The sequence below is a fragment of the Aeromonas sp. QDB23 genome, from assembly GCF_027707745.1.
GTDB classification, from domain to species: domain Bacteria; phylum Pseudomonadota; class Gammaproteobacteria; order Enterobacterales; family Aeromonadaceae; genus Aeromonas; species Aeromonas allosaccharophila.
Genome location: NZ_JAPCJA010000009.1, coordinates 49,795 through 74,790, shown reverse-complemented (window position 1 = coordinate 74,790; position 24,996 = coordinate 49,795). Strand labels below are relative to the sequence as shown.

At 61.5% G+C, this 24,996-nt stretch carries 21 protein-coding genes; 18 read left to right on the top strand and 3 right to left on the bottom strand.

Annotation, left to right across the window (positions count from 1 at the left end):
* Positions 1-12 precede the first annotated feature (12 nt).
* The 10 genes from ftsY (at position 13) to hutH (ending at position 12,112) form a co-directional block, all read left to right on the top strand.
* Positions 13-1,950 (top strand): signal recognition particle-docking protein FtsY, encoded by a 1,938-nt coding sequence (gene ftsY, locus PG888_RS06445; protein WP_270693004.1) that lies wholly within the window; start codon positions 13-15, stop codon positions 1,948-1,950.
* Between the two features lie 89 nt (positions 1,951-2,039).
* Positions 2,040-2,708, top strand: a complete 669-nt coding sequence (gene ftsE / locus PG888_RS06440; protein ID WP_042057091.1) for a cell division ATP-binding protein FtsE — start codon at positions 2,040-2,042, stop codon at positions 2,706-2,708.
* A complete protein-coding gene (gene ftsX / locus PG888_RS06435) occupies positions 2,708-3,661 on the top strand; it encodes a permease-like cell division protein FtsX (protein ID WP_033137698.1) in 954 nt (317 codons plus the stop codon). Before ftsE ends, ftsX begins: the two co-directional genes overlap by 1 nt.
* Positions 3,662-4,111: 450 nt before the next feature.
* Complete coding sequence (gene rpoH, locus PG888_RS06430; RefSeq protein WP_182938828.1) at positions 4,112-4,966, top strand: RNA polymerase sigma factor RpoH; 855 nt, start codon at positions 4,112-4,114, stop codon at positions 4,964-4,966.
* A gap of 125 nt (positions 4,967-5,091) precedes the next feature.
* Positions 5,092-5,751: a carbonate dehydratase gene (gene can / locus PG888_RS06425; protein ID WP_041206790.1), complete on the top strand. Its 660-nt coding sequence runs from the start codon at positions 5,092-5,094 to the stop codon at positions 5,749-5,751.
* A gap of 11 nt (positions 5,752-5,762) precedes the next feature.
* Positions 5,763-6,467, top strand: a complete 705-nt coding sequence (hutC, locus tag PG888_RS06420; protein ID WP_182939698.1) for a histidine utilization repressor — start codon at positions 5,763-5,765, stop codon at positions 6,465-6,467.
* A gap of 154 nt (positions 6,468-6,621) precedes the next feature.
* Complete coding sequence (gene hutI / locus PG888_RS06415) at positions 6,622-7,857, top strand: imidazolonepropionase (RefSeq protein WP_182938829.1); 1,236 nt, start codon at positions 6,622-6,624, stop codon at positions 7,855-7,857.
* A complete protein-coding gene (gene hutG, locus PG888_RS06410; protein ID WP_182938830.1) occupies positions 7,850-8,812 on the top strand; it encodes a formimidoylglutamase in 963 nt (320 codons plus the stop codon). Before hutI ends, hutG begins: the two co-directional genes overlap by 8 nt.
* A 53-nt stretch (positions 8,813-8,865) precedes the next feature.
* Entirely contained in the window at positions 8,866-10,575 is a 1,710-nt protein-coding gene (gene hutU / locus PG888_RS06405) for a urocanate hydratase (RefSeq protein ID WP_182938831.1), read from the top strand.
* 4 nt (positions 10,576-10,579) lie between these two features.
* The gene (gene hutH / locus PG888_RS06400; RefSeq protein ID WP_182938832.1) at positions 10,580-12,112 is read left to right on the top strand and encodes a histidine ammonia-lyase; all 1,533 of its coding nucleotides are present in this window, start codon (positions 10,580-10,582) and stop codon (positions 12,110-12,112) included.
* Between the two features lie 145 nt (positions 12,113-12,257).
* Here the strand turns inward: hutH and PG888_RS06395 are convergent, their stop codons facing one another.
* Both PG888_RS06395 and PG888_RS06390 read right to left on the bottom strand, forming a co-directional pair.
* Positions 12,258-13,355 (bottom strand): calcium:proton antiporter, encoded by a 1,098-nt coding sequence (locus tag PG888_RS06395; RefSeq protein WP_182938833.1) that lies wholly within the window; start codon positions 13,353-13,355, stop codon positions 12,258-12,260.
* 201 nt (positions 13,356-13,556) lie between these two features.
* Positions 13,557-15,083: an EAL domain-containing protein gene (locus PG888_RS06390; RefSeq protein WP_418133795.1), complete on the bottom strand. Its 1,527-nt coding sequence runs from the start codon at positions 15,081-15,083 to the stop codon at positions 13,557-13,559.
* Between the two features lie 505 nt (positions 15,084-15,588).
* Between PG888_RS06390 and PG888_RS06385 the strand changes: the two genes are divergently transcribed.
* Positions 15,589-17,517 (top strand): EAL domain-containing protein, encoded by a 1,929-nt coding sequence (locus tag PG888_RS06385; protein WP_182938835.1) that lies wholly within the window; start codon positions 15,589-15,591, stop codon positions 17,515-17,517.
* Positions 17,518-17,580: 63 nt separating this feature from the next.
* Here PG888_RS06385 and PG888_RS06380 read toward each other — a convergent pair whose 3' ends face one another.
* A complete protein-coding gene (locus PG888_RS06380) occupies positions 17,581-18,504 on the bottom strand; it encodes a 1-aminocyclopropane-1-carboxylate deaminase/D-cysteine desulfhydrase (protein ID WP_182938836.1) in 924 nt (307 codons plus the stop codon).
* An 86-nt stretch (positions 18,505-18,590) separates the two neighbouring features.
* On the opposite strand from PG888_RS06380, the gene PG888_RS06375 reads away from it, so the two are divergent.
* The 7 genes from PG888_RS06375 to PG888_RS06345 all read left to right on the top strand — a co-directional run bounded on the left by PG888_RS06375 (position 18,591) and on the right by PG888_RS06345 (position 24,938).
* Positions 18,591-19,454: a hypothetical protein gene (locus tag PG888_RS06375; RefSeq protein WP_058054213.1), complete on the top strand. Its 864-nt coding sequence runs from the start codon at positions 18,591-18,593 to the stop codon at positions 19,452-19,454.
* On the top strand, positions 19,454-20,047 hold the full coding sequence (locus tag PG888_RS06370) for a PilN domain-containing protein (protein ID WP_111809110.1): 594 nt from the start codon (positions 19,454-19,456) through the stop codon (positions 20,045-20,047). Before PG888_RS06375 ends, PG888_RS06370 begins: the two co-directional genes overlap by 1 nt.
* Positions 20,047-20,694, top strand: coding sequence for an MSHA biogenesis protein MshJ (locus PG888_RS06365; RefSeq protein ID WP_270815672.1), 648 nt, complete (start codon positions 20,047-20,049; stop codon positions 20,692-20,694). The genes PG888_RS06370 and PG888_RS06365 overlap by 1 nt, the downstream gene beginning before the upstream one ends.
* Positions 20,687-21,016, top strand: a complete 330-nt coding sequence (locus tag PG888_RS06360) for a SctD/MshK family protein (protein WP_005342886.1) — start codon at positions 20,687-20,689, stop codon at positions 21,014-21,016. Before PG888_RS06365 ends, PG888_RS06360 begins: the two co-directional genes overlap by 8 nt.
* Before the next feature lie 70 nt (positions 21,017-21,086).
* A complete protein-coding gene (gene mshL / locus PG888_RS06355; protein WP_270693001.1) occupies positions 21,087-22,760 on the top strand; it encodes a pilus (MSHA type) biogenesis protein MshL in 1,674 nt (557 codons plus the stop codon).
* A gap of 92 nt (positions 22,761-22,852) precedes the next feature.
* Entirely contained in the window at positions 22,853-23,743 is an 891-nt protein-coding gene (gene mshM / locus PG888_RS06350; RefSeq protein ID WP_075112765.1) for an MSHA fimbrial biogenesis protein MshM, read from the top strand.
* 100 nt (positions 23,744-23,843) lie between these two features.
* The gene (locus PG888_RS06345; RefSeq protein WP_270692997.1) at positions 23,844-24,938 is read left to right on the top strand and encodes a tetratricopeptide repeat protein; all 1,095 of its coding nucleotides are present in this window, start codon (positions 23,844-23,846) and stop codon (positions 24,936-24,938) included.
* Positions 24,939-24,996: the final 58 nt, after the last annotated feature.

Sequence of the window (24,996 nt, the reverse complement as noted above, 5' to 3'; positions counted from 1 at the left end):
GAGTATTTTTAGATGGCAAAAGGTTTGTTTTCCTGGCTGGGTTTCGGCCGCAAGAAAGAAGAGGCTGAGGCTGTCCAACCACAGACACCCCAAGCCACCCCCGTTACCGTTGAGCCCGAGGTCGCTGCTACCCCCGCTCCCGTTTCCGATAGTACGCCGGCTGTTGCCCCCGAAGTGCCTGCCAGCGCACACAATACCGTTTTGCAAGATGATTGCTGCCTGCCGACCGAGCTGGACGACCACGGTCCGCTGGTGGTTGAGGAGTGCGCCTCCGATCTGGAGCCGGTGATCGTCAACGAAGCGCTGCTCGCCGAAGAGGAACGTGCAGCCGCAGAGGCGCAAGCTGCCGAAGCCGCTCGTATCGCGGCAGAAGCACAAGCTGCCGAAGCTGCTTGTATTGCCGCAGAAGTGCAGGCTGCGGAAGAAGCTCGTATCGCTGCCGAAGCCCGCGCCGCGGAAGAGGCCCGAATTGCAGCCGAAGCCCGCGCCGTAGAAGAAGCGCGTATCGTCGCCGAAGTCCGCGCTGCGGAAGAGGCTCGTATTGCTGCCGAAGCTCGTGCTGCAGAAGAGGCTCGCATTGCTGCTGAAACCCGTGCAGCGGAAGAGGCCCGTATCGCCGCCGAAGCTCGTGCTGCAGAAGAGGCTCGTATTGCTGCCGAAGTCCGTGCCGCGGAAGAAGCCCGTATTGCCGCCGAAGCTCAGGCTGCAGAAGAGGCTCGTATTGCTGCCGAAGTCCGTGCCGCGGAAGAAGCCCGTATTGCCGCCGAAGCCCGCGCCGCGGAAGAGGCTCGCATTACTGCCGAAGCCCGTGCTGCGCAAGAGGCTCGTATTGCAGCCGAAGCCCGCGCTGCAGAAGAAGTGCGTATTGCCGCTGAAGCTCAAGCTGCGGAAGAAGCGCGTATCGCCAAAGAGGCCCAGCGAGCGGAAGACCTGCGGCTGGTCGCCGAGATGGAGGCTGAGGCCGCCGCGCTGGCCGCCCTGCCACTGGCCGCCAAGGTGGACGACGACACTCAGGACAAACCGCAGCGGGAGGGCTTCTTTGCTCGCCTCAAGCGCAGTCTGGTGCGCACCAAGGAGAATATCGGCTCCGGCTTCTTCGGTCTGTTCCGTGGCAAGAAGATTGACGATGAGCTGTTCGAAGAGCTGGAGACCCAGTTGCTGACCGCCGATCTCGGCGTGGATACCACCACTCGCATCATCGAAGGCCTGGTGCAGCATGCGGATCGCAAACAGCTCAAGGATGCCGAGGCGCTCTATGGCCTGCTCAAACAGGACATGGGCGAGATGCTGGCCAAGGTCGAGCAGCCGCTGGTGATCGACACCAGCAAGAAGCCTTACGTGATCCTGATGGTCGGCGTGAACGGCGTCGGCAAGACCACCACCATCGGCAAGATGGCCAAGCAGTTCCAGGCCGAAGGCAAGAGTGTGATGCTGGCGGCGGGTGATACCTTCCGTGCCGCTGCGGTCGAGCAGTTGCAGGTTTGGGGTCAGCGCAACAATATTCCGGTGATCGCCCAGCATACCGGTGCCGACTCCGCTTCCGTGATTTATGACGCCATCGAGGCTGCCCGCTCCCGCGGCGCCGATGTGTTGATCGCCGACACCGCCGGTCGCCTGCAGAACAAGAGCAACCTGATGGAAGAGCTCAAGAAAGTGGTGCGGGTGATGAAGAAGCTGGACGAAGAGGCCCCTCACGAGGTCATGCTGACCCTGGATGCTGGCACCGGGCAAAATGCGTTGAGCCAGGCCAAGCTGTTCAGCGAGGCAGTGGGCCTGACCGGTATCACCCTGACCAAGCTGGATGGGACGGCCAAGGGCGGCGTCATCTTCGCGGTGGCCGACAAGTTCCAGATCCCGATCCGCTATATCGGGGTGGGCGAGGGGATCGACGATCTGCGTCCCTTCGTTGCCAACGACTTCATCGAGGCGCTCTTTAGCCGCGATGAATAAGTCCGGCCGCGATGAGTCAGCTCAGCCGTGATGAGTAAGTGTTCCATACCCCGACTCCGGTCGGGGTTTGTCAATTTCAGGGAACCGTTATGATTCGTTTTGACAAGGTCAGCAAGGTATACAGCGGCGGCCATCAGGCGCTGCAAAAGGTCAGCTTTCACCTGCGCAAGGGGGAGATGGCCTTTCTGACCGGGCACTCGGGGGCGGGCAAGAGTACCCTCCTCAAACTGATCAGCGTGATGGAGCGCCCGACCGATGGTCGCGTCTTCTTTCATGGCGACGATGTCAGCCATATCCAGCGCAGCCAGATCCCCTATGTCCGCCGCCAGATCGGGATGATCTTTCAGGATCACCGGCTGTTGATGGACCGCACCGTGTTCGACAACGTGGCGCTGCCGCTGGTGATCGATGGCTACAGCCACGCCGATATCAACAAGCGGGTCGCGGCGGCGCTCGATAAGGTGGGGTTGCTCGGCAAGGAGCGTTACCAGCCGCGCCAGCTCTCCGGTGGTGAGCAGCAGCGGGTCGGTATCGCCCGTGCCATCGTCAACAAACCGCCGCTGCTGCTGGCGGATGAACCGACCGGTAACCTGGACCCCCAGCTCTCCATGGACATCATGCGGCTATTTCAGGAGTTCAACAATTTTGGGGTCTCGGTGCTGATTGCCACTCACGATCTGGGACTGATCGCCCGCATGCGCTATCGCACCCTGACCCTCAAGGCGGGCCGCATGTATTCGGCCGGGGAGGAGCTCTGATGGCTATCGTTCGTCATAAACAACCGCCGCTGCGCCGTCTGATGATGTACGGGGTTGACCATGTGCGGCAGGCGTTTGCCAGTCTCGGGGAGTTGTGGCGCAATCCGCTCGCCTCCCTGATGACGCTGGCGGTGCTCGGCGTCAGTCTGGCGCTGCCCTCCTGCTTCCACGTGCTGCTGAAAAACGCCGAGGTAGTGGAGGGGAGCTGGCAGACCAGCTCCCAGATCTCCCTTTACCTGCGCAAGGATCTGCCGGAGCAGAGCATTCTCGATCTGCAGCACCGGATCCTGCTCTATCCCGAGGTGGATTCGGTCACCTATCTGAGCCGTGACGATGCCCTGCGGGAGTTTCGCGAGATCTCCGGCTTCGGCGATGCCCTCGATTATCTGGACAGCAACCCGCTGCCGCCGGTGTTGAGTGTGATCCCGGATCCACGCTGGCAGAATCCGGAAGGGGCCGCCGAGCTGCTCGGCAAGCTCAACAACGAGGATGGGGTCGAGCAGGGCAAGCTGGATCTGCAGTGGCTGACCCGATTGCAGGGGATCATGAACCTGCTGCGCCACACCATTACCGGTATCGCCGTGTTGCTGCTCTCGGCCGTGCTGCTGATCGTCGGCAATACCCTGCGTCTCAACATCCTCAACCAGCGTTCCGAGATCGAAGTGCTCAAGCTGGTGGGGGCGACAGACTCCTTTATTCATCGTCCTTTCCTCTATACCGGCATCTGGTTCGGGGTGATCGGCGGCATGCTGGCCTGGTGGCTGACCGAAGTGATGGTGATCTGGAGCGAAGGGGTGGTGAAGGAGCTGGCGGGCTTGTATAACAGTAACTTCCGGCTGGTCGGCATGGGGGCGGTAGACGGGATCAATCTGATCTTGCTGGGTGCCCTGCTGGGGCTGATCGCCTCCTGGTTCTCGGTCCATCGCCACATTCGCGACATCGAACCATCCTGATTACTTTATCATCAGGGTAAATCGCTGGATTTTGCGAGGTGGATCAAGTAAAAAAGGGGCCGTTTCTGGCTTGGCCCCCATAGTCAGAGTATTCTGAATAACAATGATCTTCCGGATCTTTGCTGGATCCGTGGAACCTTCTGATTTATAAGCAGTCTATTAAGCTGAAGCATTTATACGAGTGTGGCCCCTCTGCCTTGCTCGTCAGACTTGGCAAGCATGTGAAGGTTGCGAGCTCCGCAACAATGGACTTAGCATGCTACTTTTCGGGGGTCCTTCATTGTGACCCCCTTTTTTTGACTGTTCATTCATGATTCATCCTGCAGGCTTAAGATAAGCCGGTCTAAAACTGGGCATGTTCTTTGATACACGCCGCAGAATGGCATCCGGTCAGTAGACAGACCCTCTCAGGGTGTTAGACTGATTCGATTGAAAAGTAAGAGGTAACAGATGGGAACTTCATTGCAGCGCACTATGGCTCTGATTCCGCAAGGTAGTCTGGAAGGCTATATCCAGGCAGTAAACTCTATTCCGGTGCTGAGCGCAGAGGAAGAGCGTGAACTGGCTGAGCGTTTGCAGCAGGATGGCGATCTCGAGGCTGCCCGTCAGCTGGTTATGTCGCACCTGCGCTTTGTCGTTCATGTCGCCAAGAGTTATGCCGGTTACGGCCTGCCTCAGGCCGATCTGGTACAGGAAGGCAATATCGGCCTGATGAAGGCGGTCAAGCGCTTCGATCCGACGGTCGGCGTACGTCTGGTCTCCTTTGCCGTGCACTGGATCAAGGCCGAAATCCACGAATATGTATTGCGCAACTGGCGCATGGTCAAGGTGGCCACCACCAAGGCCCAGCGCAAGCTGTTCTTCAATCTGCGTAAATCCAAAAAGCGTCTGGGCTGGCTGAACCACGAAGAGGTTCAGGCCGTGGCGGCTGATCTCGGCGTCTCCACAAGCGATGTGACCGAGATGGAAGCGCGGATGGCCAACTACGATCAGGCGTTCGATCTGGTGGGTGACGATGAAGAAGAGGGCGGCTTCGCACCGGTTCACTATCTGGAGGACAAATCCTCCGATCTGGCCGCGACCATCGAGAACGATAACTGGGACGATCACGCGACCCGTCGCCTGAGCTCGGCCCTCGCTACGCTGGATGAACGCAGCCAGCACATCATCCGCGCCCGCTGGCTCGATGATGACAGCAAGACCACTCTGCAGGAGCTGGCCGATACCTACGGCGTCTCTGCCGAGCGTGTGCGTCAGCTTGAAAAGAACGCACTCAAGAAGCTGAAAGATGCCATGGAGGCCTGATGCTTCCTCTCATAAAAACAGGGCCTGATGGCCCTGTTTTTGTTTCGCAAGGATCTGGTCGGCCTTGCTTTGGTTACCCTTGAGTGTGTTATGTTGCCGCCACTGCCACATTAGGGAGAGCAGAAGTGAAACTGTTGAACGACCTGTTTACCAACAACCGTGAGTGGGCCGAACGGATCAAGGCCGAAGATCCCGAGTTCTTTGCCACCCTTTCTGCCCAGCAGGCCCCCGAATACCTCTGGATCGGTTGTTCCGACAGCCGGGTGCCCGCCAACCAGCTGATGGGCTTGCTGCCGGGGGATGTCTTCGTCCACCGCAACGTCGCCAATCTGGTGGTGCATACCGATTTCAACTGCCTCTCCGTGCTGCAATACGCGGTAGAAGTGCTCAAGGTGAAGCACATCATCGTCTGCGGTCACTACGGTTGCGGTGGCGTCAAGGCCGCGATGCAGAACCAGGAGCTGGGTCTCATCGACAACTGGCTGCGCAACATCAAGGATGTCTACTTCAAATATGGTGAAGAGCTCGAGGCCATCGAGGATGAGCATGAGCGCTTCGACTACCTGTGCGAGCTGAACGTGGCCGAGCAGGTCGCCAACGTCTGCCATACCACCATCATCCAGAACGCCTGGCGCAAGGGGCAGGAGCTGGCGGTGCATGGCTGGATCTACGGGATCAAGGATGGCTTGCTGCACGATCTCGATCTCTGCATCAGCGGGCCGGATCAGATCCCCGATGTTTATCGCGCCTGGCCGGACATGCGTCCGCCCCATCGTCGGCGCTAGGGAGCTTCATGGTGGCGCCAGCCCTCTATCTGCAGATCAAGCAGCACATTCTGGACGGGATCCGCGAACGCCACTATCAGGCGGGGGACAGGATCCCGACCGAAGCTGCCCTGTGCGAGCTGTTCACCGTGAGCCGGATGACGGTCAATCGGGCGCTGCGCGAACTGGTGGCCGAGGGGTGGCTGGTGCGTACCGCCGGTTCCGGCAGCTTCGTGGCGGACCGGCGTACCGAATCGCCGCTGCTGGCCATTCGCAACATCGCCGACGAGATTGCCGAGCGGGGCAGTGAATACAGCGCCCGGGTGATCCGCCTGCAACGGCTGGCCGCCGACGAGAAGGTAGCGGTACAACTGGGACTGCGGGTTGGCGCCCCCATCTTTCACAGCCTGATCGTCCATCAGGCCGATGGCGAGCCACTGCAGCTGGAGGAGCGCTTCGTCGATGCCGGGCGCCTGCCGGGCTATGGCGAGCAGGATTTCACCCGACAAACCCCCAACCGCTATCTGATGGATGTCTGCCCCCTCTCCGAGATGGAGCACGTGGTGGAAGCCGTGTTGCCGAGTGCCGGTGAGGCGGGATTGTTGCAGATCCGCGTAGATTCCCCCTGCCTGTTGTTGCACCGGCGTACCTGGTCGGAGGGGCATCTGGTCTCCTATGCCCGTTTACTCTCCCCCGGTTCCCGCTACAAGCTCAGCTCCAAGGCTCAGTTAGAGTGAATGTCTATACAGCTCTATTTTGCAAAGCCCACCTCCTGGTGGGCTTTTTTGTGCTTAAACTCTAAGTTTGATGCTGTTATCAGGATGTGAACTCCGCTCTTTCTTTCATCATAGAGATCGACTATAAATATATGTATATACATTTGAGGTCGCTATGAACAAGGAACTGTTGAACTGCGAGCGGATCTGGCTCAACGTGACGCCCGCCACCCTGAATGATGAGCTGGCCGACTACGGCTTGTTGCCGCTCCACGCCATCGGTGTGAAGGAAGGCAAGATCCACGCGCTGGTGCCGATGGCCGAGCTGAAGGGCTCCCATCCCACCCACTGGCTGGATATGCAGGGCAAGCTGGTTACCCCCGGTCTTATCGATTGTCACACCCATCTGGTCTTTGCCGGCAGCCGTGCCGAAGAGTTCGAGTTGCGTCAGCAGGGCGTGCCCTATGCGGAGATCGCCCGTCGGGGCGGTGGCATCATCAGCACGGTGCGTGCCACCCGTGCCGCCAGCGAAGAGCAACTGTTCGAGCTGGCGTTGCCAAGGGTGAAATCCCTGATCCGCGAAGGGGTCACTACGGTGGAGATAAAGTCCGGCTATGGCCTGACGCTGGATGACGAACTCAAGATGCTGCGGGTGGCCCGCCGACTGGGAGAGGCGCTGCCGATCCGGGTCAAGACTACATTGCTGGCGGCCCATGCGGTGCCGCCGGAGTATCACGACGATCCTGACAGCTGGGTCGAGACCATCTGTCAGGAGATCATCCCGGCCGCCGCCGAGGCGGGTCTGGCCGATGCGGTGGATGTCTTCTGCGAGCACATCGGCTTCTCGCTGGCCCAGACCGAGCAGGTCTATCTGGCGGCGGATCAATACGGCCTGCCGGTGAAGGGGCACATGGATCAGCTCTCCAATCTCGGCGGCAGCACGCTGGCCGCCCACTTTGGCGCCCTCTCGGTGGATCATCTGGAGTATCTGGATCCGGAAGGGATCCTGGCGCTGGCCCACCGTGGCGTGGTCGCCACCCTGCTGCCCACCGCCTTTTACTTCCTCAAAGAGACCAAGCTGCCGCCGATTGCCGCCCTGCGCAAGGCGGGTGTGCCGATGGCTGTCTCCTCCGACATCAACCCGGGCACCGCCCCCATCGTCTCGCTGCGGATGGCGATGAACATGGCCTGCACCCTGTTTGGCCTGACGCCGGTGGAGGCGATGGTCGGGGTGACCCGCCACGCCGCCAAAGCGCTCGGCGAGCAGGAGCGCCTTGGCCAGCTCAGGGTGGGGATGGTGGCCGATTTCCTGATCTGGCACTGCGCCCATCCGGCCGAGCTGAGCTACATGGTCGGCGTCGATCAGCTGGCAAGCCGCATCTTCAACGGTGAGGAGAGCCTTCATGGATAAGTTCAACCCGGTCGATATGTCGCTCTGGCAAGGGCGGCAGGATCCGGAAGATGGTGAGCTGGCCCTGCGCTGGCACGACAAAGTTCTGCCTTGGCAAGAGGTGCAGCCCTGGGCAGCCGGGGCAAAAGAGGTAGCTGGTGTAGTACTGCTCGGTTTTGCCTGCGACGAAGGGGTGCGCCGCAACAAGGGGCGCATTGGTGCTGTCGGTGCGCCGCAAGCGGTGCGCAAGCTGCTGGCCAACACCGCCTGGCACCTGAACCGGCCCGTCTACGATGGCGGGGATGTGAGCTGCCCCGACGGCGATCTCGACGCCGCCCACGGCCGACTGGCCGAACGGGTCGCCGCCGCGCTCGATCTGGGCCACTTCCCGCTGGTGCTGGGGGGCGGTCACGAGGTTGCTTTCGGCAGCTGGAGTGGCCTCAACCTGCATCTGAGCGGCAGTGGCAAGGTCGGCATTATCAATTTCGACGCCCACTTTGACCTGCGGATGAAACAGGAGCTGGTAAGCTCCGGCACTCCCTTCTTCCAGATCGCCGAGCAGTGCGCCGCTCAGGGTACGCCATTTCACTACGCCTGCCTCGGGGTGGCCGAGACTGCCAATACCCAAGCCCTGTTTGCCCGAGCCAAGGCGCTGGGCGTGTGGCATGTGCTGGATGAGGCGATGACTCAGACCGAGCTGCCAGCCTTGCTAAGCGGGCTGGATGCCTTTATCGCCGATTGTGATCACCTATATCTGACCATCGATCTTGATGTGCTGCCCGGTGCCGTGATGCCGGGGGTGAGCGCCCCCGCCGCCCGTGGCGTGGAGCTGGCGGTGATCGAACCACTGATCGCCCATATCCGGGCCAGCGGCAAGCTCAGGCTCGCCGATCTGGCCGAGTACAACCCGACGCTGGATCAGGACAACCGCAGCGCCCGCGTGGCCGCGCGGCTGGTTCATCTGTTGACCCGTTAACCCTTTGGCCACACATCGCCGAAGGCACCGTATTGATACAACAAGGAGTGTGTATGTCTGTGCAACAGCAGGATCCCCGCCACGATCCCAATCGCGTGATCCGTGCCCCGCGCGGCACCGAACTGACAGCCAAGAGCTGGCTCACCGAGGCGCCGCTGCGGATGCTGATGAACAATCTGGATCCCGAGGTGGCCGAGCATCCCCAGTCGCTGGTGGTCTATGGCGGCATCGGTCGCGCCGCCCGCAACTGGGCCTGCTTTGACAAGATTGTCGAGGTGCTGACCCGGCTGGAGGAGGATCAGACCCTGCTGGTGCAATCCGGCAAGCCGGTCGGGGTGTTCCAGACCCACAAGGACGCGCCCCGAGTGCTGATCGCCAACTCCAACCTGGTGCCGCACTGGGCCAACTGGGAGCACTTCAACGAGCTCGATAAGAAGGGCCTGATGATGTACGGCCAGATGACCGCGGGTTCGTGGATCTACATCGGCACTCAGGGGATCGTGCAGGGTACCTACGAAACCTTCTTCGCGGTGGCCAATCAGCACTTCAACGGCGAGCCTGCGGGCCGCTGGATCCTCACCGGTGGTCTCGGTGGCATGGGCGGTGCCCAGCCGCTGGCTGCCACCATGGCCGGTTTCTCGATGATCGCCGTGGAGTGCGACGAGACCCGTATCGATTTTCGCCTCAAGACCCGCTATGTGGACAAGAAGGCCCACACGCTGGATGAGGCGCTGGCCATGGTCGAGGAAGCCAAGCAGAGCGGCAGCGCCGTCTCCGTCGGTCTGCTCGGCAACGCCGCCGACGTATTTGCCGAACTGGTGGCCCGTGGCATCACGCCGGATGTGGTGACCGACCAGACCTCTGCCCACGACCCGATCCACGGCTACCTGCCGCAGGGTTGGAGCGTTGCCAAGTGGCGCGAGCTGCAACAAAGCGCCCCGCAGGAGGTGAATCTGGCCGCCCGTCGCTCCATGGCCCGTCAGGTGGAGGCGATGCTGACCCTGCAAGCCCGTGGCGCGGCGACTCTGGATTACGGCAACAACATCCGCCAGATGGCGCTGGAGGAGGGGGTGGCGAACGCCTTCGATTTCCCCGGCTTCGTCCCAGCCTACATTCGCCCGCTGTTCTGTGAGGGGATCGGCCCGTTCCGTTGGGTGGCCCTCTCCGGCGATCCGGAGGATATTTACAAGACCGATCAGAAGGTGAAAGAGCTGATCCCGGACGATCCCCACCTGCACAACTGGCTCGACATGGCTCGCGAGCGCATCGCGTTTCAGGGGCTGCCGGCGCGGATCTGCTGGGTCGGGGTCAAGGATCGGGTGCGGCTCGGTCTGGCCTTCAACGAGATGGTGAAAAATGGCGAGCTGAAGGCGCCTATCGTGATTGGCCGCGACCATCTGGATTCCGGCTCGGTGGCCAGCCCGAACCGCGAGACCGAGTCGATGATGGATGGCTCCGATGCCGTCTCCGACTGGCCGCTGCTCAACGCCCTGCTCAACACCGCCGGTGGTGCGACCTGGGTCTCCCTGCACCACGGCGGCGGGGTCGGCATGGGCTTCTCCCAGCACTCCGGCGTGGTGATCGTCTGTGACGGCACCGACGATGCGGCCCGCCGCGTCGGTCGGGTACTGCGTAACGATCCGGCCACCGGCGTGATGCGCCACGCGGATGCGGGTTACGAGATTGCCATCAACTGTGCCCATGAGGCGAAACTGGATCTGCCGATGATTGACGGCGCCCACGGTGTCAAAGGAAAGGTGTAACACCATGTTTGAATTGACTATTACTCCGGGCGAGCTGGATCTTGCCACCCTGCGCCGCGTCAGCCGCGAGCCGGTACATGTTTCACTGGATCCGGCCGCCCTGCCGGGGATCCACGCCTCCGCTGCGGTGGTCACCAAGGTGATCGAGCAGAACCGGGTGGTGTATGGCATCAACACCGGCTTTGGCCTGCTGGCCAACACCCGCATTCCGGTGGAGCAGCTTGACGAGTTGCAGCGCTCCATCGTGCTCTCCCACGCGGCAGGGATTGGCACCTATATGGATGACGCCACCGTGCGGCTGATGATGGTGCTCAAGCTCAACTCGCTGGCGCGGGGCTTCTCCGGCATCCGGCTGGAGGTGCTGGAGGCGCTGATGAAGCTGGTCAATGCCGAGGTCTATCCGGTGGTGCCGAAGAAGGGCTCCGTCGGCGCTTCCGGCGATCTGGCACCGCTGGCCCACATGAGCTGCCTGCTGATCGGTGAAGGCAAGGCGCGCCACAAGGGCGAGCTGATCGACGCCGCCACGGCGCTGAAAATTGCCGGGCTCGAGCCCATCGCGCTGGCGCCAAAAGAGGGGCTGGCGCTGCTCAACGGCACCCAGGCGAGCACCGCCTTTGCGCTGGAGGGGCTGTTCCACGCCGAGGATCTGTTCGCCGGTGCCATCACCATCGGCGCCATGAGTGTGGAAGCCGCCCTTGGCAGCCGCCGTCCGTTCGATGCCCGCATCCACGCGGTGCGCGGTCAGCGCGGCCAGATCGACGCGGCCGCCTGTTATCGTCACCTGCTGGTGGATGGCAGCGAGATCGGCATGTCCCATCACAACTGCGAGAAGGTGCAGGATCCCTACTCATTGCGCTGCCAGCCGCAGGTGATGGGGGCTTGTCTGGCCCAGATCCGCCACGCCGCCGAGGTGCTGGTGTGCGAGGCCAACGCGGTCTCCGACAACCCGCTGGTGTTTGCCGATGACGAGGAGATCCTCTCCGGCGGCAACTTCCACGCCGAGCCGGTGGCCTTCGCTGCCGACAATCTGGCGTTGGCCATCGCCGAGATCGGTTCCCTCTCCGAGCGGCGGATGGCGCTGCTGATCGACTCGCGGATGTCCGGTCTGCCGGCGTTTCTGGTCAACAACGGCGGGGTGAATTCGGGCTTTATGATCGCGCAGGTCACCTCGGCGGCGCTCGCCTCCGAGAACAAGACGCTGGCCCATCCCGCCTCGGTGGACAGCCTGCCCACCTCCGCCAACCAGGAGGATCACGTCTCCATGGCCACCTTCGCCGGTCGTCGGCTGGCAGACATGGCCGAGAATACCCGCGGCATTCTGGCGGTCGAACTGCTGGCGGCGGCACAGGGGCTCGATTTCCGCGCGCCGCTGCGCAGTACCGAGCTGATCGAGCTGGCCAAGGGACGCCTGCGGGCAGAGGTGAGCTTCTACGACAAGGACAGGTACTTCTCGCCGGACATCGAAGCGGCTGCCGAGCTGCTGGCTCAGGCGAGCTACAACGACCTGATCCCGGTCGGGGTGCTGCCCAGCCTGTAAGCCTTGGTCCCCCTTCTCCCCTGGCGGGAGAAGGGTTGGGGATGAGGGAGAAGCCGCTTCACTGGCGCCCGTGAGATCCGGGAGTAGATGATAAAAGACCGCCCAATCGGGCGGTCTTTGCGTTTCTGGCGCTGGTTGAATGCGGTTATTCGTGCTCGAACATCAGGAACAGATAGACCACGAACAACACCAGATGGGTAGCGCCGTGCAGCACATTGGTGCGGCCGCTGCTGAAGGTTACCTTGCACACCATGAGAGTGGTGACCAGCAGCACCATGTCGGCGGCGGAGAGGCCGAGGCGCACCTCCTGACCCAGCATGGCGCCGATAAAGAGCACGGCAGGCACGGTGAGGGCGATGGTGGCCAGCACCGAGCCGAAGTAGAGGTTCATCGCCCGCTGCAGCTGGTTGTTGATGGCTGCCTTGATGGCGCCGACCGCCTCGGGTGCCAGCACGATACAGGCGACGATAAAGCCCCCCAGCGCAGGAGGCGCCGCCATGATCTTCACGCCGAAGTTGATAGGCACGGCCAGGGTCTTGGCCAGCAGTATCACCACCAGCAGATAGGCGAGCAGCAGCAGGGTATGGTAGATGTTGCTCTGCAGCGGGCCGTGGTGCTCCTCGTAATCCTCGTGATCGCTGTCGACGAAGAAGTGGCTGTGGCTGCGGGTCTGGATCAGCAGAAAGACGCCGTAGAGCAGGATCGAGATGATGATCAGCATCCATGACATGGCGCGCGACATGCTGCCGATTGCGCCACCCTCGGTGAAGTTGGGCAGCACCAGACAGAGCAGCGCCAGCGGAATGATGGCCACCAGATAGGATTTGACCCCGTCCAGATTGAAGCTCTGGGTGTGGTAGCGCCAGCCGCCAAACAGCAGGGTGAAGCCCACCAGCCCGGTACTCACCAGCATCACCACCGCAAACATGGTATCGCGCGCCATAGTGGGGTTGGGCTCGCCGGTCAGCATCACCGAGGAGATCATCACCACCTCCAGAGAAATGACCGAGAGAGTGAGGATCAGGGTGCCGAAGGGCTCGCCCAGCTTGATGGCGAGGGCGTCGGAGTGGCGCACCACCGAGAAGATGGCCCAGGTGACGATGGCCAGCAGCCCCGCCGATACCGGAAGATAGATCCCGAGCGGAGTTGTCTCTGTCAGCAGGTCGCTGCCCAGGGTCTTGAAAAAGAGCAGGGTCAGCAGGCCGACGGGCAGGGCAATCTCTTGCCGGATAACTGTCTTCATAGGCAATGGTTCTCATCTCTGGGCGGTCTAAACCGACGGGGTATGGCGAAAGTGGGGCCGAGTCACCGGGGTGACGGCCCCGCCAATGATAAAGGCGATTGCCTGCTCAAGGAAAAATCATTTTGTTACAAGAGATGAGGAGGTCGGGTTTTGCCACTCGACTTCCGATTGATCAAGGCTTGCCTGTGCGGCGGGGAGTACTTATGCCGCCTTCGAGTGATGTTGCTGCCAGGCCAGCAACCAGAGCGTCAACTTGTTCAGCGGCATCGGCGCTGCATAGACATAACCCTGGATCAGATGCACGCCGTGTCGCTGCAGATAGTCCACCTGCTCCTGACGTTCTGCTCCCTCAGCGATCATCTCCATGCCGGATTCCCGGCCAAAGGCGATGGTGGCATCCAGTACGCTGCGCTTGAGGTCGTCGGTGCCTATTGTGTCGACGAACATCTTGTCGATCTTGATCTGGCGGATCCCCAGGCTTTGCAAGTAGGCAAAGCCGCCGTAGCCGGTCCCGAAGTCATCCAGCTTGAAGTGATAGCCCTTTGCCTGCAGGGCGGAGATCTGGTTGCTTGCGGCCCCGATGTCGATAATGGGCTTGCGCTCGGTCAGTTCGAAGGTGAGTCGGGCAGGAGAGGGCCATTGATGGCGCTGCAGCAAGTCGTGCAGGTGTGATTGTTCGAGATGGGCGGCCACTATGTTGACGCTGACCCACTGATTGGGTGCGAGTTGGGGCAGATCCGCGATCACTTTTTCCAGTAGTTGGCTGGTCATCGGCAGGATCAGATCCTGCTCTTCCGCATAGTCGATAAAGGTGCCGGGCGGGATCAGTTCGTTGCCCCGTTGCCAGCGCAGCAGCGCCTCGAATCCAACAACCTGGCCGCTTTGGCTGTCCACCACGGGCTGGTAGAAGGGGATGAACTGTTGTCGTGCCAGCCCCGCCTGCAGTAGCCCCTTGAGAGAGCGTCGGTAGTTGCGCAATAACCAATAACCTGTTGTCAGCACCACACCCAGAAGGGTGCCAGCCCAGAGACCGTAAAGTCTGACTTGCTGCAGAGCATATTGATTGAGCGCCTTGCCCGCCCAGACCGTCTGTCTGGTCAGCACGGCCGGATCGGTGAAGCTCATGCTGCGGCGTCCCTCTTCGCTCTTGATGGTCTTGTCGCCGCGGGGGAAGTAGGTGGTGGTCACCTCGGGATCCTGCTCACTGAATTCCAGATAGAAGCAGTTGGCACAGGGGTGCTGCAGCAGTTGGTGGCTCCAGCTGTTATCCAGCACCCAGTAGGCGATATTTTCGCCAGATTGGTAGTAGGCCACCAGCTCCTGCTCGGTATTGAATTTGGCCGGTGTCGCGGTTAAGCCGAAGTTACCGAGCCGGATATCATCTTGATAATTCGTGATGACAATGGGAAGCCCCGGCCCCAGGCTCGAGCAGCTGGCGCCGGATGCCAGTGTGAGCCCCTGCAGGCGGATGTGGGCGCTGTAGTAGCGGGGGTCGCGCAGCAGTGCCATATCCGTTGGGCCACAGTCAAAGTCAAATTGCGCCAACTGCTCCGTTAGCGCAGTATCGAGCTCCTTGTGACGCTCTTCCAGTGCCTGCTTTATCTCGGCCACTTTCTGTTCCAGCAGGTAGTTGGCCAACGGCTTGGCAAGCCATAACCCCAGCGACTGGCTGGCCACGATGGGCAGGGTAAACAGCAGCAGAGAGATCCAGACCGATGAGATGCGCAACAAGGGGTACCTGCCAGTTTCATGAGACACAAATGGGATAGGTCATCATAGTGCATTAGTGCAATCAATTTGAGTCAGACGTGTCGCACTTGTTGATTGATTTTTTAACTATATGATTTTAAATGTTTTTATTATTAACTTTGGCAAGATTCAATCGCTGACCTGTCATAAATGACAATTGCCCAGCTTATCCGAACTGCATTAGAGTAGCCCTGCGGTTTGACTCACCGTGTGTTCAATACTCCTGTATCTGTTTTTTGTCAGTAGCACAGAGTGTTAGTTTTGATATGAGTGTTCCTTTTGGTCCCCTTTGAGGGACCATTTTTCTGCCCGTCACTTTGTCCTCTCCCGCTTTCGCAGCCCGTCATCCTTGGTATTCTCCCTCTGCTTTGGGTTATGCTTGCCCGCTTAAATTGCAGAAGCGGGATCCCCGTCCATAGTGATGGTGACTCCGCCGCTGCTACCATGAGCTCCAATGGATGATGCCGGGCATACGGAAAGGCGCATGAAACTCACAACACAGCTTGTCTCATTTATCACCCTGTGCGTGATCGCGGCCATGGCGACCGTGCTGATTGGCGGGGTGTTCAGCTTTCGCGAGCTGGGCATGGAGTTGCAGCAGAAGAAGGTCGATGCGCTGGTCGAAGTGATCGACAAGCAGCTCGATGTCGCTCACGACATGGAGGATATGAGTCGCTGGCTGCCCACCTTGTTGCGGGCGGCTCATGTGGTGGAGTTGGAGGTGCGCCAGAACGACCAGCGGGTCTACTGGTTCCGCGATGTGCGCAATCCGGTCGACGAACAGTTGCTGCAACCATACAGCCACCCGCTGCCCCATCAGACCGGCATGCAGGCCAACTTCAAGCTGGAGCGTCCCTTCAAGGAGGCGGAATACTCCATCAGGGCGATGTCCGGCATCTCGTTCGGCGTCTTTATCGTGGTGTTCGGCCTCTGGTACTCCATTCGCTGGCTGCGCCAGCAGTTGCGCGGTGCCGAACTACTGGGCATTCGCGCCCAGCTGATCCTCGATGACAAACTCTCCAAGCTGAGCCACGACCCCGCCGAAGAGTGGCCGGTGGCCGCCAGTCAGGCCCTCGACCATCTGCTGGCCGAGCTGGCCGATGCCCGCAAGGAGCGCAGCCGCTTCGACAACTTCATTCGCAGCAACGCCTTCGTCGACAAGATGACCGGCATCGGCAACCGGCTGTTTTTCGACAACCGGCTGGAGAGCGCCATCATGGAGGCGAGCGTGATGAGCGGCGGCGTGCTGCTGATCGATCTCGCCTGTCTGGAGGATCTGGAGGCCGAACAGTTCGAGCTGTTGGGGCACGACCTGCTGCTGGAGGCGAGTGCCACCATCGGCGCCTTCGTGCGCAAGCATAACGGCGCCCTGCAGGCCCGCTATGCCGGTCAGGTCTTTGCGGTGCTGCTGCCCAATATGTCAGAGAGCGAGATGGTGGATAGTGCCAGCCAGCTGCTCAAGAGCCTGCAACGACTGCACTGGCCGCAGGAGATCAATCCCGACACGGCGGTCTATCTCGGCGCCGTCTGCTATCAGGCCGAAGACAGCCTGCTCAAGGTGCAGGAGGAGGCGGAGCTGGCCCTCAAGAGTGCCCGTCTGCAGGGGCACAACGGCTGGTTCCTCTACGAGAAGCAGCTGGATGAGGAGCAGAGCAGCAAGGGCACGGTGCGCTGGCGTACCCTGATCAGTCGCCGCCTCGAAGAGCACGGCATCGAATTCTACACCCAGCCGATCCAGCAGGATCGGGGGCAGGTAGTGCTGCAGCTGGAGCTGCTCACCTACTTGCACGACGAACAGGGGCGAGCCCTGCAGGCGGGGATCTTCATGCCGATGGCGGAGAAAGTCGGGCTGTTGTTGCAACTGGATCGGTTGGTGGCGGAACAGACCCTCGCCCTGCTGCGCCAGCGCTCCGAGCAGAGCTGCCCCATCAGTCTGACCCTCAGTGCCCAGAGCCTGCTCAACCGCGAGTTCCAGCGCTGGCTCTTCTTCGCCCTGTTCCAGCTGCCGCGCAGCACCAACGAGCGGCTGATCCTGCAACTCTCCGAATCCCAGGTGACCCGTCACTTCGAGGCGCTCAAGCGGCCGCTGCGCTCCCTGCGGATGCTCGGCTGCCAGCTGGCCATCGATCATGCCGGTCAGGATGTGGTGAGCACCCAGTACATCAAGGAGTTCGAGATCAACTTCCTCAAGCTGCACCCAAGTCTGGTGCGGGAGATCCACGCCCGTCAGGTCAACCAGATGGCGGTGCGCAGTTTGGTGGGGGGCTGCGCCAATACCCGCACACGGGTGCTGGCGGTGGGGGTGGAGAGTGGCGACGAGTGGAAGATGCTGCGCCACCTCGGGGTGCATGCCGGGCAGGGGCCCTGGTTTGCCGAGCCCCAGCGGCTGGTGCCGGAACCGGCTGGCGTGTGAGATAAACAACAGAGGGTCGCCTTGGGGCGACCCTCTGTTGTTTGCGGTTGCCGTCAGGCGGGCTCACAGCCGCCCCTGCTCCCGCAGTCCGGCGAGTCCTTGCATGCCGCCGGTGTGGATAAAGACGATCTTGCTGCCGGGGGCGATGCGGCCCGCCGCCAGCTCGCGAAACAGCCCCCACATCGCCTTGCCACTGTAGATGGGCTCCAGCGGCAGGCCGGTTTCGGCGCTAAAATCCTCTACCCACTGCCAGAGCGCCGGGCTGAATTTGGCGTAGCCACCGTCGTGATGATCGAGCGCGATCCGCCAACCGGGAATGCTGGCGGCTGCGGGATGGAGGCGGCACACCTCGTCGGCGATAAAGTCGCCCCCCTTCAGCACCGCAATGGCGAGGATCTGCTCCCGATCCCGTTTGCCAGCGATGAGTCCTGCCAGAGTGCCACCGCTGGCACAGGGCAGTACCCAGAGATCTGGCGAGAAGGGCACTTCGCCGACCAGCTCGGCCACCCCGGGGATAGCCAGCGGGCTGCTACCCCCTTCCGGAACGATCAGGGTATCGGGTGCATCGAATTGGGCCAGCCAGTCGGGATCCTGCCGCCGCCGATAACTCTGGCGATCGACGAAAACGAGATCCATGCCCCAGCGTCTGGCATCCCTGAGGGTGGTATTGCTGACGGCATCGGCTTCGCCCCGTATGATACCGGTAGTGCGAAGACCGGTCTGGTATCCGGCGGCAGCCAGGGCGTGGATATGGTTGGAGTAGGCACCGCCGAACGAGAGCAGGTGCTGTTTGCCGTGCTCGCTGGCATGCAGCAGGTGGTACTTGAGCTTGCGCCACTTGTTGCCGGAGATGGCCGGATGGATCAGGTCATCCCGCTTGCACCAGAGCTCGACGTCATAGCGGGTCAGCAACGGGTGGTGGAGGCGTTGCAGGGGGGAGGGCAGGGTGGCATGGCCATCCGGCTCGCTTGAAAGGCTGGCTTGCAATGGTGAGTCCGTCTTTTATCTGGAGGCTAATCTGCGGTTTATGTTAATATTTCAATCATTTAACCAATTATGATGGGCGGGCTTACATGAAACAACTGTTCAGACGGTCGACGCCAAGCCGCCAGGTCGGGCTATTGCTGGCCAATGACAGGATCATGCTGGCCGCGGTGGGCAATCCCCCCGTCTTCGCAACGCGCACCATCAACGGCCCGCAGGAGTGGGCGGTGGCCATCAACGAGCTGTTCAGCCGTCATGGTCTGGCCAAGTCCAGAGTGCGGGTGGCCCTCGCCGCCAGCCTTTATCAGCAGATCCAGATCGACAAGCCTGCCGTGCCTGACGCCGAGATGGCGGGGGCGCTCCCCTGGGCGGTCAAGGATTATGTCAGCGAACCCGTGCTGCAACTGGCGATGGACTATGTGGATTTGCCCACTCCGCCTGCCGGTCGCCCGCGCATCAATGTGATCTGCCTGCCCAAGAGCCGGGTGCAACAGCTGGCCGATGCTATCAACGGCATCGCCACCCTGCAATCCATCATCAGTGACGAGCTGGCGCTCACCTCTCTCTATGAGGCTGATGATGTGGTGCGCATGCTGTTGTGGCAGCCCAAGGGGCTGGATCTGCAACTGCTGGTCTTTCATCAGGGGGGGCTCTGCTTCTCTCGCCAGCTGCGCGGTTTTTCCAGCCTGACCGGTGAGCATGAGCCGGACAGCATGCAACTCGATTCACTGGCGCTGGAGATCCAGCGCTCCCTCGACTATCTGGCGGGCCAGCTGAAATTGCCCGAGCTGGGACAGATGCAGTTTGCCGTCGCCTCGCCCTTTATCGGTACTCTGGTGCGCCACATGGAGCAGACCTTTGGTTTTGCCGTCTCCGCCATGGCCAATAAAGCGGTGCTGGCCGGTGTCGAATACCTCTCGGCCTATGCCGCCGCCATCGGGGAGGATGCGTGATGAAACGTCAGATAAACCTCTATGGCGCCGAGTTTCGCCCCAAACGGCAGTGGGCCAGCCTTAACCAGATGGCGCTGGTGTGGGGCTTTGCGCTGCTGCTGATGCTGTTGGTGGGAGTCGGTTACGGCTGGCAGCAGCAACAGGTCAGCCGGGCACTGGCACAGCGTCATGCCGAGCTGGAGCTCAAGCGCAGCGAGGCGCAACGGCTCGATGCCGAGCTGGCGCGCCATCAGGCAGATCCCCGGTTACAACAGCAACTGGTCAACAAGCAGGATGAGCTGACGGCCAAGCAGGGACTGATGCGCCAGCTGGGCAGTCTGACCCTGCAAAAATCCCAGGGCTACGCCAGCGTGATGGCGGATCTCTCCCGCATTCGCAACAGCAACCTCTCGTTGCAGCGCATCGAGATCAACGAAGGGCGGATCAACCTCTCCGGCTTTGCTGGCCGCAGTCAGGATGTACCGGCCTGGGTCAACCGCTTCAAGCAGACCCCGAGTCTGGTGGGCAAGGAGTTTGGTGAACTGACCCTGAGCCGTGACAAGGAGGGTCGCCTGACCTTCCAGTTGAGCGGCATCGCGCGGGAGAAACCCTGATGAACCTGAAAGCACAATGGCAGGCATGGGGCCAGCGTATCGCCGTGTTGAGCCAGCGGGAGCGGGTGTTGATCCTGCTGACCGGTCTGGTACTGCTGGGCGCGGCCGGCATTTACGGCTGGCTCGAGGGCGCCGATGCCCGCCTGCAGCAGGATCGCATGGCCCTGAGCGCCGCCGAGCGTGACCTCGAAATCATGGAGCTGGAGAACCTCGGCAAACAGGCCCGGCTCAAGCGGGATCCCAATCAGGGAGTGCGTGACCAGTTGGCGCAAGTGGAAGCGGATCTGGCCCGGATCGACGGTGAGTTGAAGGCCCAGACCGTGGATCTGATCCCGGCGCACGAGATGCCGCTGGTGCTGGAGGCGTTGCTCTCCCGCTCCGCCAATCTCCATATGCTGGCGCTCAGTTCGCTGGAGCCGACCCCGCTGATGGCGGGGGAGCAGAAGGTCAATCTCTACAAAAACGGTATCCGGCTTCAGCTTGAAGGCGGCTATTTCGATGTGTATCAATATCTTAAAGCGCTGGAAGCCTTGCCGCGCCACTTCTACTGGAAGCAGTTCGACTATCAGGTCAAAGCCTATCCCGGTGCGGTGGTGGAGATGGAGATCTACACCCTGAGTACCAGCAAGGAGTTTATCCGTGGCTAGAGTGTTTGCGTTGTGCTGTTGCCTGTTCAGCTTGCTGGTACAGGCGGAGCAGGTCGAGGTATTGCAGGATCCCACCGCGCCGCTGGCAGATGTGGCGGTTGGCGCCCGTGCGACCGGCGAGAGCAGCGCCGGTTTGCCGAAGCTGCAGAGCGTGGTACTGGGCAATGGCCCGGCACTGGCGGTGCTCAATGGCAAGAGTTATCGGGTCGGACAACAGGTGGACGGCTATACGCTGGTGGCCATCAATGCCGATGCCGTGGTGCTGGAAAAGGCGGGAAAACGCCATGCGGTAACACTGTTTGCCAGCAAGATCCGGGTTTGAGTCGCAGCTGCCCGTTGGCAGGTGAGCCGGCTTTATCGAGTTTAATTGCAAGTCAGGGTGCCCTAATTACATGAAAAAACACCGTCTCTGTCTGATCACCGTGGCCATGATGGCCGCAGGCTGTACCACGTATCAGCACCCCGAGCCGACCCAGGCCAAGGATGCGCTCAAGCAGGCCATGAACGACCAGCAGAAGCAGGCTGCCCCGCTGACCGCCTTGCCCAAATCGGTGCAAAGTGAATTGCTGCAGCTGAACCGCCCCCAGATGCCGGTCGGCATGCCGGAGAAGCGGCTGCGCATCGCGGCTCACGACGTGGAGGCGGTGGAGTTTTTCGGTTCCCTGTTCAAGGGCTCCCGCTACAGCGTGGCGGTTCACCCCGGGGTGGCCGGTCTGGTCTCCGTCGAACTGAAAGATGTAACCCTGCCGGAAGTGCTGGCGGTGGTGGGCGACATGTACGGCTTTGACGTGCAGCGCAAGGGCAATGTCTTCCATATCTATCCGGCGGGCCTGCGCACCGAAACCATCCCGGTCAACTACCTGATGATGTCCCGCCGTGGCCTCTCCCGCACCTCGGTCAGTACCGGCGGGGTGACCGCCAATGACAGCAACAACGACAGCAACGGCAGCTTCGACAACTCGTCCAGCAACAACAGCTCTAACAACTCCTCCAGCAACAACTCGAGCGGCGACAGCAGTAACGGTACCCGTATCGAGACCGACACCAACAGCGACTACTGGACCGATCTGCGCGACTCTCTGCAGACCCTGATCGGCAGTGGCGATGGGCGCGCCGTGATCACCAGCCCGCAGGCGGGTCTGGTCACCATCCGCGCCTATCCGAAAGAGCTCAAGGCGGTGCGTGAATTCCTCAATCAATCCGAGAGTCACCTCAAACGTCAGGTGGTGCTGGAGGCGCGGATCATCGAAGTCGCTCTCAACGAAGGGTACGAGCAGGGGGTGGACTGGAGCGGTCTCTCCGCCAGCTGGGATGGCGGCAAGGGGATCACCGGCGGCGGTTCACTGGCCGGCACTCAGTTGCCAACCACCCCCAACCAGATCTTCAGTGCGCTGGGTGGCGGCGCCGGTTTCAAGATCTCTGACGGCAACTTCAACGTGGCAGTCAACCTGCTCAAGACCCAGGGCGATGTGAATACCCTCTCCAGCCCCCGTGTCACCGCGACCAACAACCAGAAAGCGGTGATCAAGGTGGGGACGGACGAGTACTTCGTCACCAACGCCTCGACCACTACAGTGACTTCGACCGGCACGGCCGAACCTATCGTGACCCCTAATGTGGAGCTGACCCCCTTCTTCTCAGGTATTGCGCTGGACGTAACGCCGCAGATCGATGAAGAGGGCAAGGTGCTGCTGCACATCCATCCCTCTGTTATCGATACCGAAGAGCAGAAGAAGATCATCAACGTCGGCACCGCCAAACCGCTGGAGCTGCCGCTCGCCAAGAGCTCGATCCGCGAGTCCGATACCGTGGTGCAGGCCAATAATGGCGACATCATCGTTATCGGCGGTCTGATGAAGACCGACAAGCAGGAGATTGTCAGCAAGGTGCCGCTGCTGGGTGACATTCCCTGGGTGGGCGAGGCCTTTACCAATCGCCGCGAGAGCACCAAGAAGGTGGAGCTGGTGATCATGCTCAAACCGACCGTGGTGGAGAAAGACACCTGGCAAAACGAGCTGCAACGCTCCTCCGAGCTGCTCGACAAGTGGTATCCGGCCAAGGGCTGAACCATGACACCAGATGCGGTCATCCTTATCCCGAACGGCCTGTGCGGCTTTGCCAGCACAGGCCGCGTGCTCGCCGTGGCAGGTGAGGTCTCATGTACCTGACTCACTTTGGCCTGCAGGAGGCGCCGTTTGGCCTCACCCCCAATACCGGCTTCTACTACGGCCTGCCGCCTCACGAAGAGGCGCTTCAGGTGCTCAACTGGGCGCTGGCGCAGGGGGAGGGCTTTATCAAGGTGACCGGCGAGGTGGGTACCGGCAAGACCCTGCTCTGCCGCAAGTTGCTAAGTGAACTGGGCTCGGAAGCGCGTCCGGTGCGGCTGGCCTGGTTGCCCAATCCCCACCTCACCCCGGCCGAGCTGCGCATCGCGCTGGCGCTGGAGCTGGGGTTGGCGGTGCGGGATCAGAGCGAGCTGGATCTCACCGATCGCATCCATCGTCACCTGATCAGCCTGCACCAGCAGGGCAGTCGGGTGGTGGTGCTGATCGACGAGGCGCAGGCGCTGCCGGACGAGACGCTGGAGGCGATCCGGCTGTTCGGCAATCTCGAGACCGAATCGAGCAAGCTGCTGCAGATCGTGCTGTTCGGCCAGCCCGAGCTGGATGCCAGACTGGCCAAGCCACATCTGCGCCAACTGCGCCAGCGGATTGGCTTCTCCTATTGCCTGCGGCCGCTGCGTTTTGACGAGACCCGCGCCTATCTGGAGCACAGATTGCAGGTCTCCGGGTATCGCGGGGCGCCGCTGTTTGCAGGTCGCGCCATGCGCCTGTTGTGGCGAGCCTCGCGAGGGATCCCGAGACTTATCAATATCCTGGCGCAGAAGTGCCTGATGCTGGCCTATGGTCAGGGTGTGCGCCAGATCGATAGCCGTCTGGTGCGGCTCGCCATTCGCGATACCGACGATGCCAGCCGCTTTGCGCCACGGCGCTGGTGGCCCCTGTTACTGTTGCTGGGGTGCGCCCTGGCTTATGGAGTCTGGCCATGAGCGTCATCAACCAGATGCTCGGGGATATGAGAGCGCCCCAGCTGCGTTGTGCGTCAAGATGGGGCTGGCGGATACCTATGCTGGCTTATGGAGTCTGGCCATGAGCGTTATCAACCAGATGCTGAAAGATCTGGATCAGCGCCAGCAAGGATCCGATGGCGCTGCCGTCTATATTGCGCCTGCGCGTCAGCAGGGATGGTGGATGTTGCTGCTGACCCTGATCTGCGGGCTGGCACTGGGGATCCTCGGTTGGCGAACCTGGATCTACTGGCAGCAGACTCACCCTGTAGTTGCCGCTAGTGAAGTGGTCACTCCTGATGCGGTGACTCCCGATGTGGTGACAAGGGCCGCCGCGCCCGTCAGTCAGTCCGAGCCGGTCGAGGTGGCGGCCGCGCTGCCGCTGCCAAGTCAGGATGAAGTGAACGACGAGGCCGGAGAAGGTGACTCGGGCGACACGGCCGACGGCGCGCCCTTTGATGCCTCCAGCGATGTTGACGAGTCGGAGCCGACCGATGAAGAGCTGCAGCCCGAGCTTTACGCCGAACTGGCGGCAGAGCAGCAGGCCGTCGCCAGCGCGCCGCGCAAACCGGGCGTATTGAAGATCGAGACGGTGGAGCTGTCGGCCAAGGAGCTGGCGGCACTGGCGGAGCGCAAGGCGACCACCGCCATGGCCAAGGGAAGCCTGCGGGATGCGCAGGACAACTATTACGACGTGCTGGCCCACGATCCCTACAACCAGGGGGCGCGGGAGCAGCTGGCCGGTTTGCTCTACGGCGAGGGCCGCCTGACCGAGGCGCGTCAGCTGCTGGAGGAGGGGATCCGGCTTGATCCCCAGCAGGCCGATTTTCGTCTGCTGCTGGCCCGTCTTGCCATCAGCGAGGGACAGCAGCAGCAGGCCCTTGGCTGGTTGTCCGGTTATCAGCCGGATCTCGCCAGCAACATGGACTACTACGCCACCTGGGCCGGGCTGACCCAGGAGCTGGGCCAGAATGCCGATGCGGCGGCGCTCTATGTGAAGCTGCTGCGCCAGCAGCCGGATCAGGGCCGCTGGTGGCTTGGCCTTGGCGTGGCCGAGGATGGTCAGGGCCACAGTCAGCGAGCGCTCGATGCCTATCGCAACGCCCTGCTGCACGGCAACCTCGGCGAGGCGTCGACCAACTGGCTGGAACAACGAATTGGCCAACTAACCCCTTGATAAACCGCAATTTCGATTAGCGAAGCCGGATCGGATGCGGCAACGGGTGTGAAGCAAC

Coding starts and splice junctions, on each gene's coding strand:
- PG888_RS06375 (WP_058054213.1), top strand. CDS start 18,591: ATGAAACAACTGTTCAGACGGTCGACGCCAAGCCGCCAGGTCGGGCTA.
- ftsE (WP_042057091.1), top strand. CDS start 2,040: ATGATTCGTTTTGACAAGGTCAGCAAGGTATACAGCGGCGGCCATCAG.
- mshM (WP_075112765.1), top strand. CDS start 22,853: ATGTACCTGACTCACTTTGGCCTGCAGGAGGCGCCGTTTGGCCTCACC.
- PG888_RS06370 (WP_111809110.1), top strand. CDS start 19,454: ATGAAACGTCAGATAAACCTCTATGGCGCCGAGTTTCGCCCCAAACGG.
- hutG (WP_182938830.1), top strand. CDS start 7,850: ATGGATAAGTTCAACCCGGTCGATATGTCGCTCTGGCAAGGGCGGCAG.
- ftsY (WP_270693004.1), top strand. CDS start 13: ATGGCAAAAGGTTTGTTTTCCTGGCTGGGTTTCGGCCGCAAGAAAGAA.
- PG888_RS06395 (WP_182938833.1), bottom strand. CDS start 13,355: ATGAAGACAGTTATCCGGCAAGAGATTGCCCTGCCCGTCGGCCTGCTG.
- mshL (WP_270693001.1), top strand. CDS start 21,087: ATGAAAAAACACCGTCTCTGTCTGATCACCGTGGCCATGATGGCCGCA.
- PG888_RS06345 (WP_270692997.1), top strand. CDS start 23,844: ATGAGCGTTATCAACCAGATGCTGAAAGATCTGGATCAGCGCCAGCAA.
- hutI (WP_182938829.1), top strand. CDS start 6,622: ATGAACAAGGAACTGTTGAACTGCGAGCGGATCTGGCTCAACGTGACG.
- PG888_RS06365 (WP_270815672.1), top strand. CDS start 20,047: ATGAACCTGAAAGCACAATGGCAGGCATGGGGCCAGCGTATCGCCGTG.
- rpoH (WP_182938828.1), top strand. CDS start 4,112: ATGGGAACTTCATTGCAGCGCACTATGGCTCTGATTCCGCAAGGTAGT.
- PG888_RS06385 (WP_182938835.1), top strand. CDS start 15,589: ATGAAACTCACAACACAGCTTGTCTCATTTATCACCCTGTGCGTGATC.
- ftsX (WP_033137698.1), top strand. CDS start 2,708: ATGGCTATCGTTCGTCATAAACAACCGCCGCTGCGCCGTCTGATGATG.
- hutU (WP_182938831.1), top strand. CDS start 8,866: ATGTCTGTGCAACAGCAGGATCCCCGCCACGATCCCAATCGCGTGATC.
- hutH (WP_182938832.1), top strand. CDS start 10,580: ATGTTTGAATTGACTATTACTCCGGGCGAGCTGGATCTTGCCACCCTG.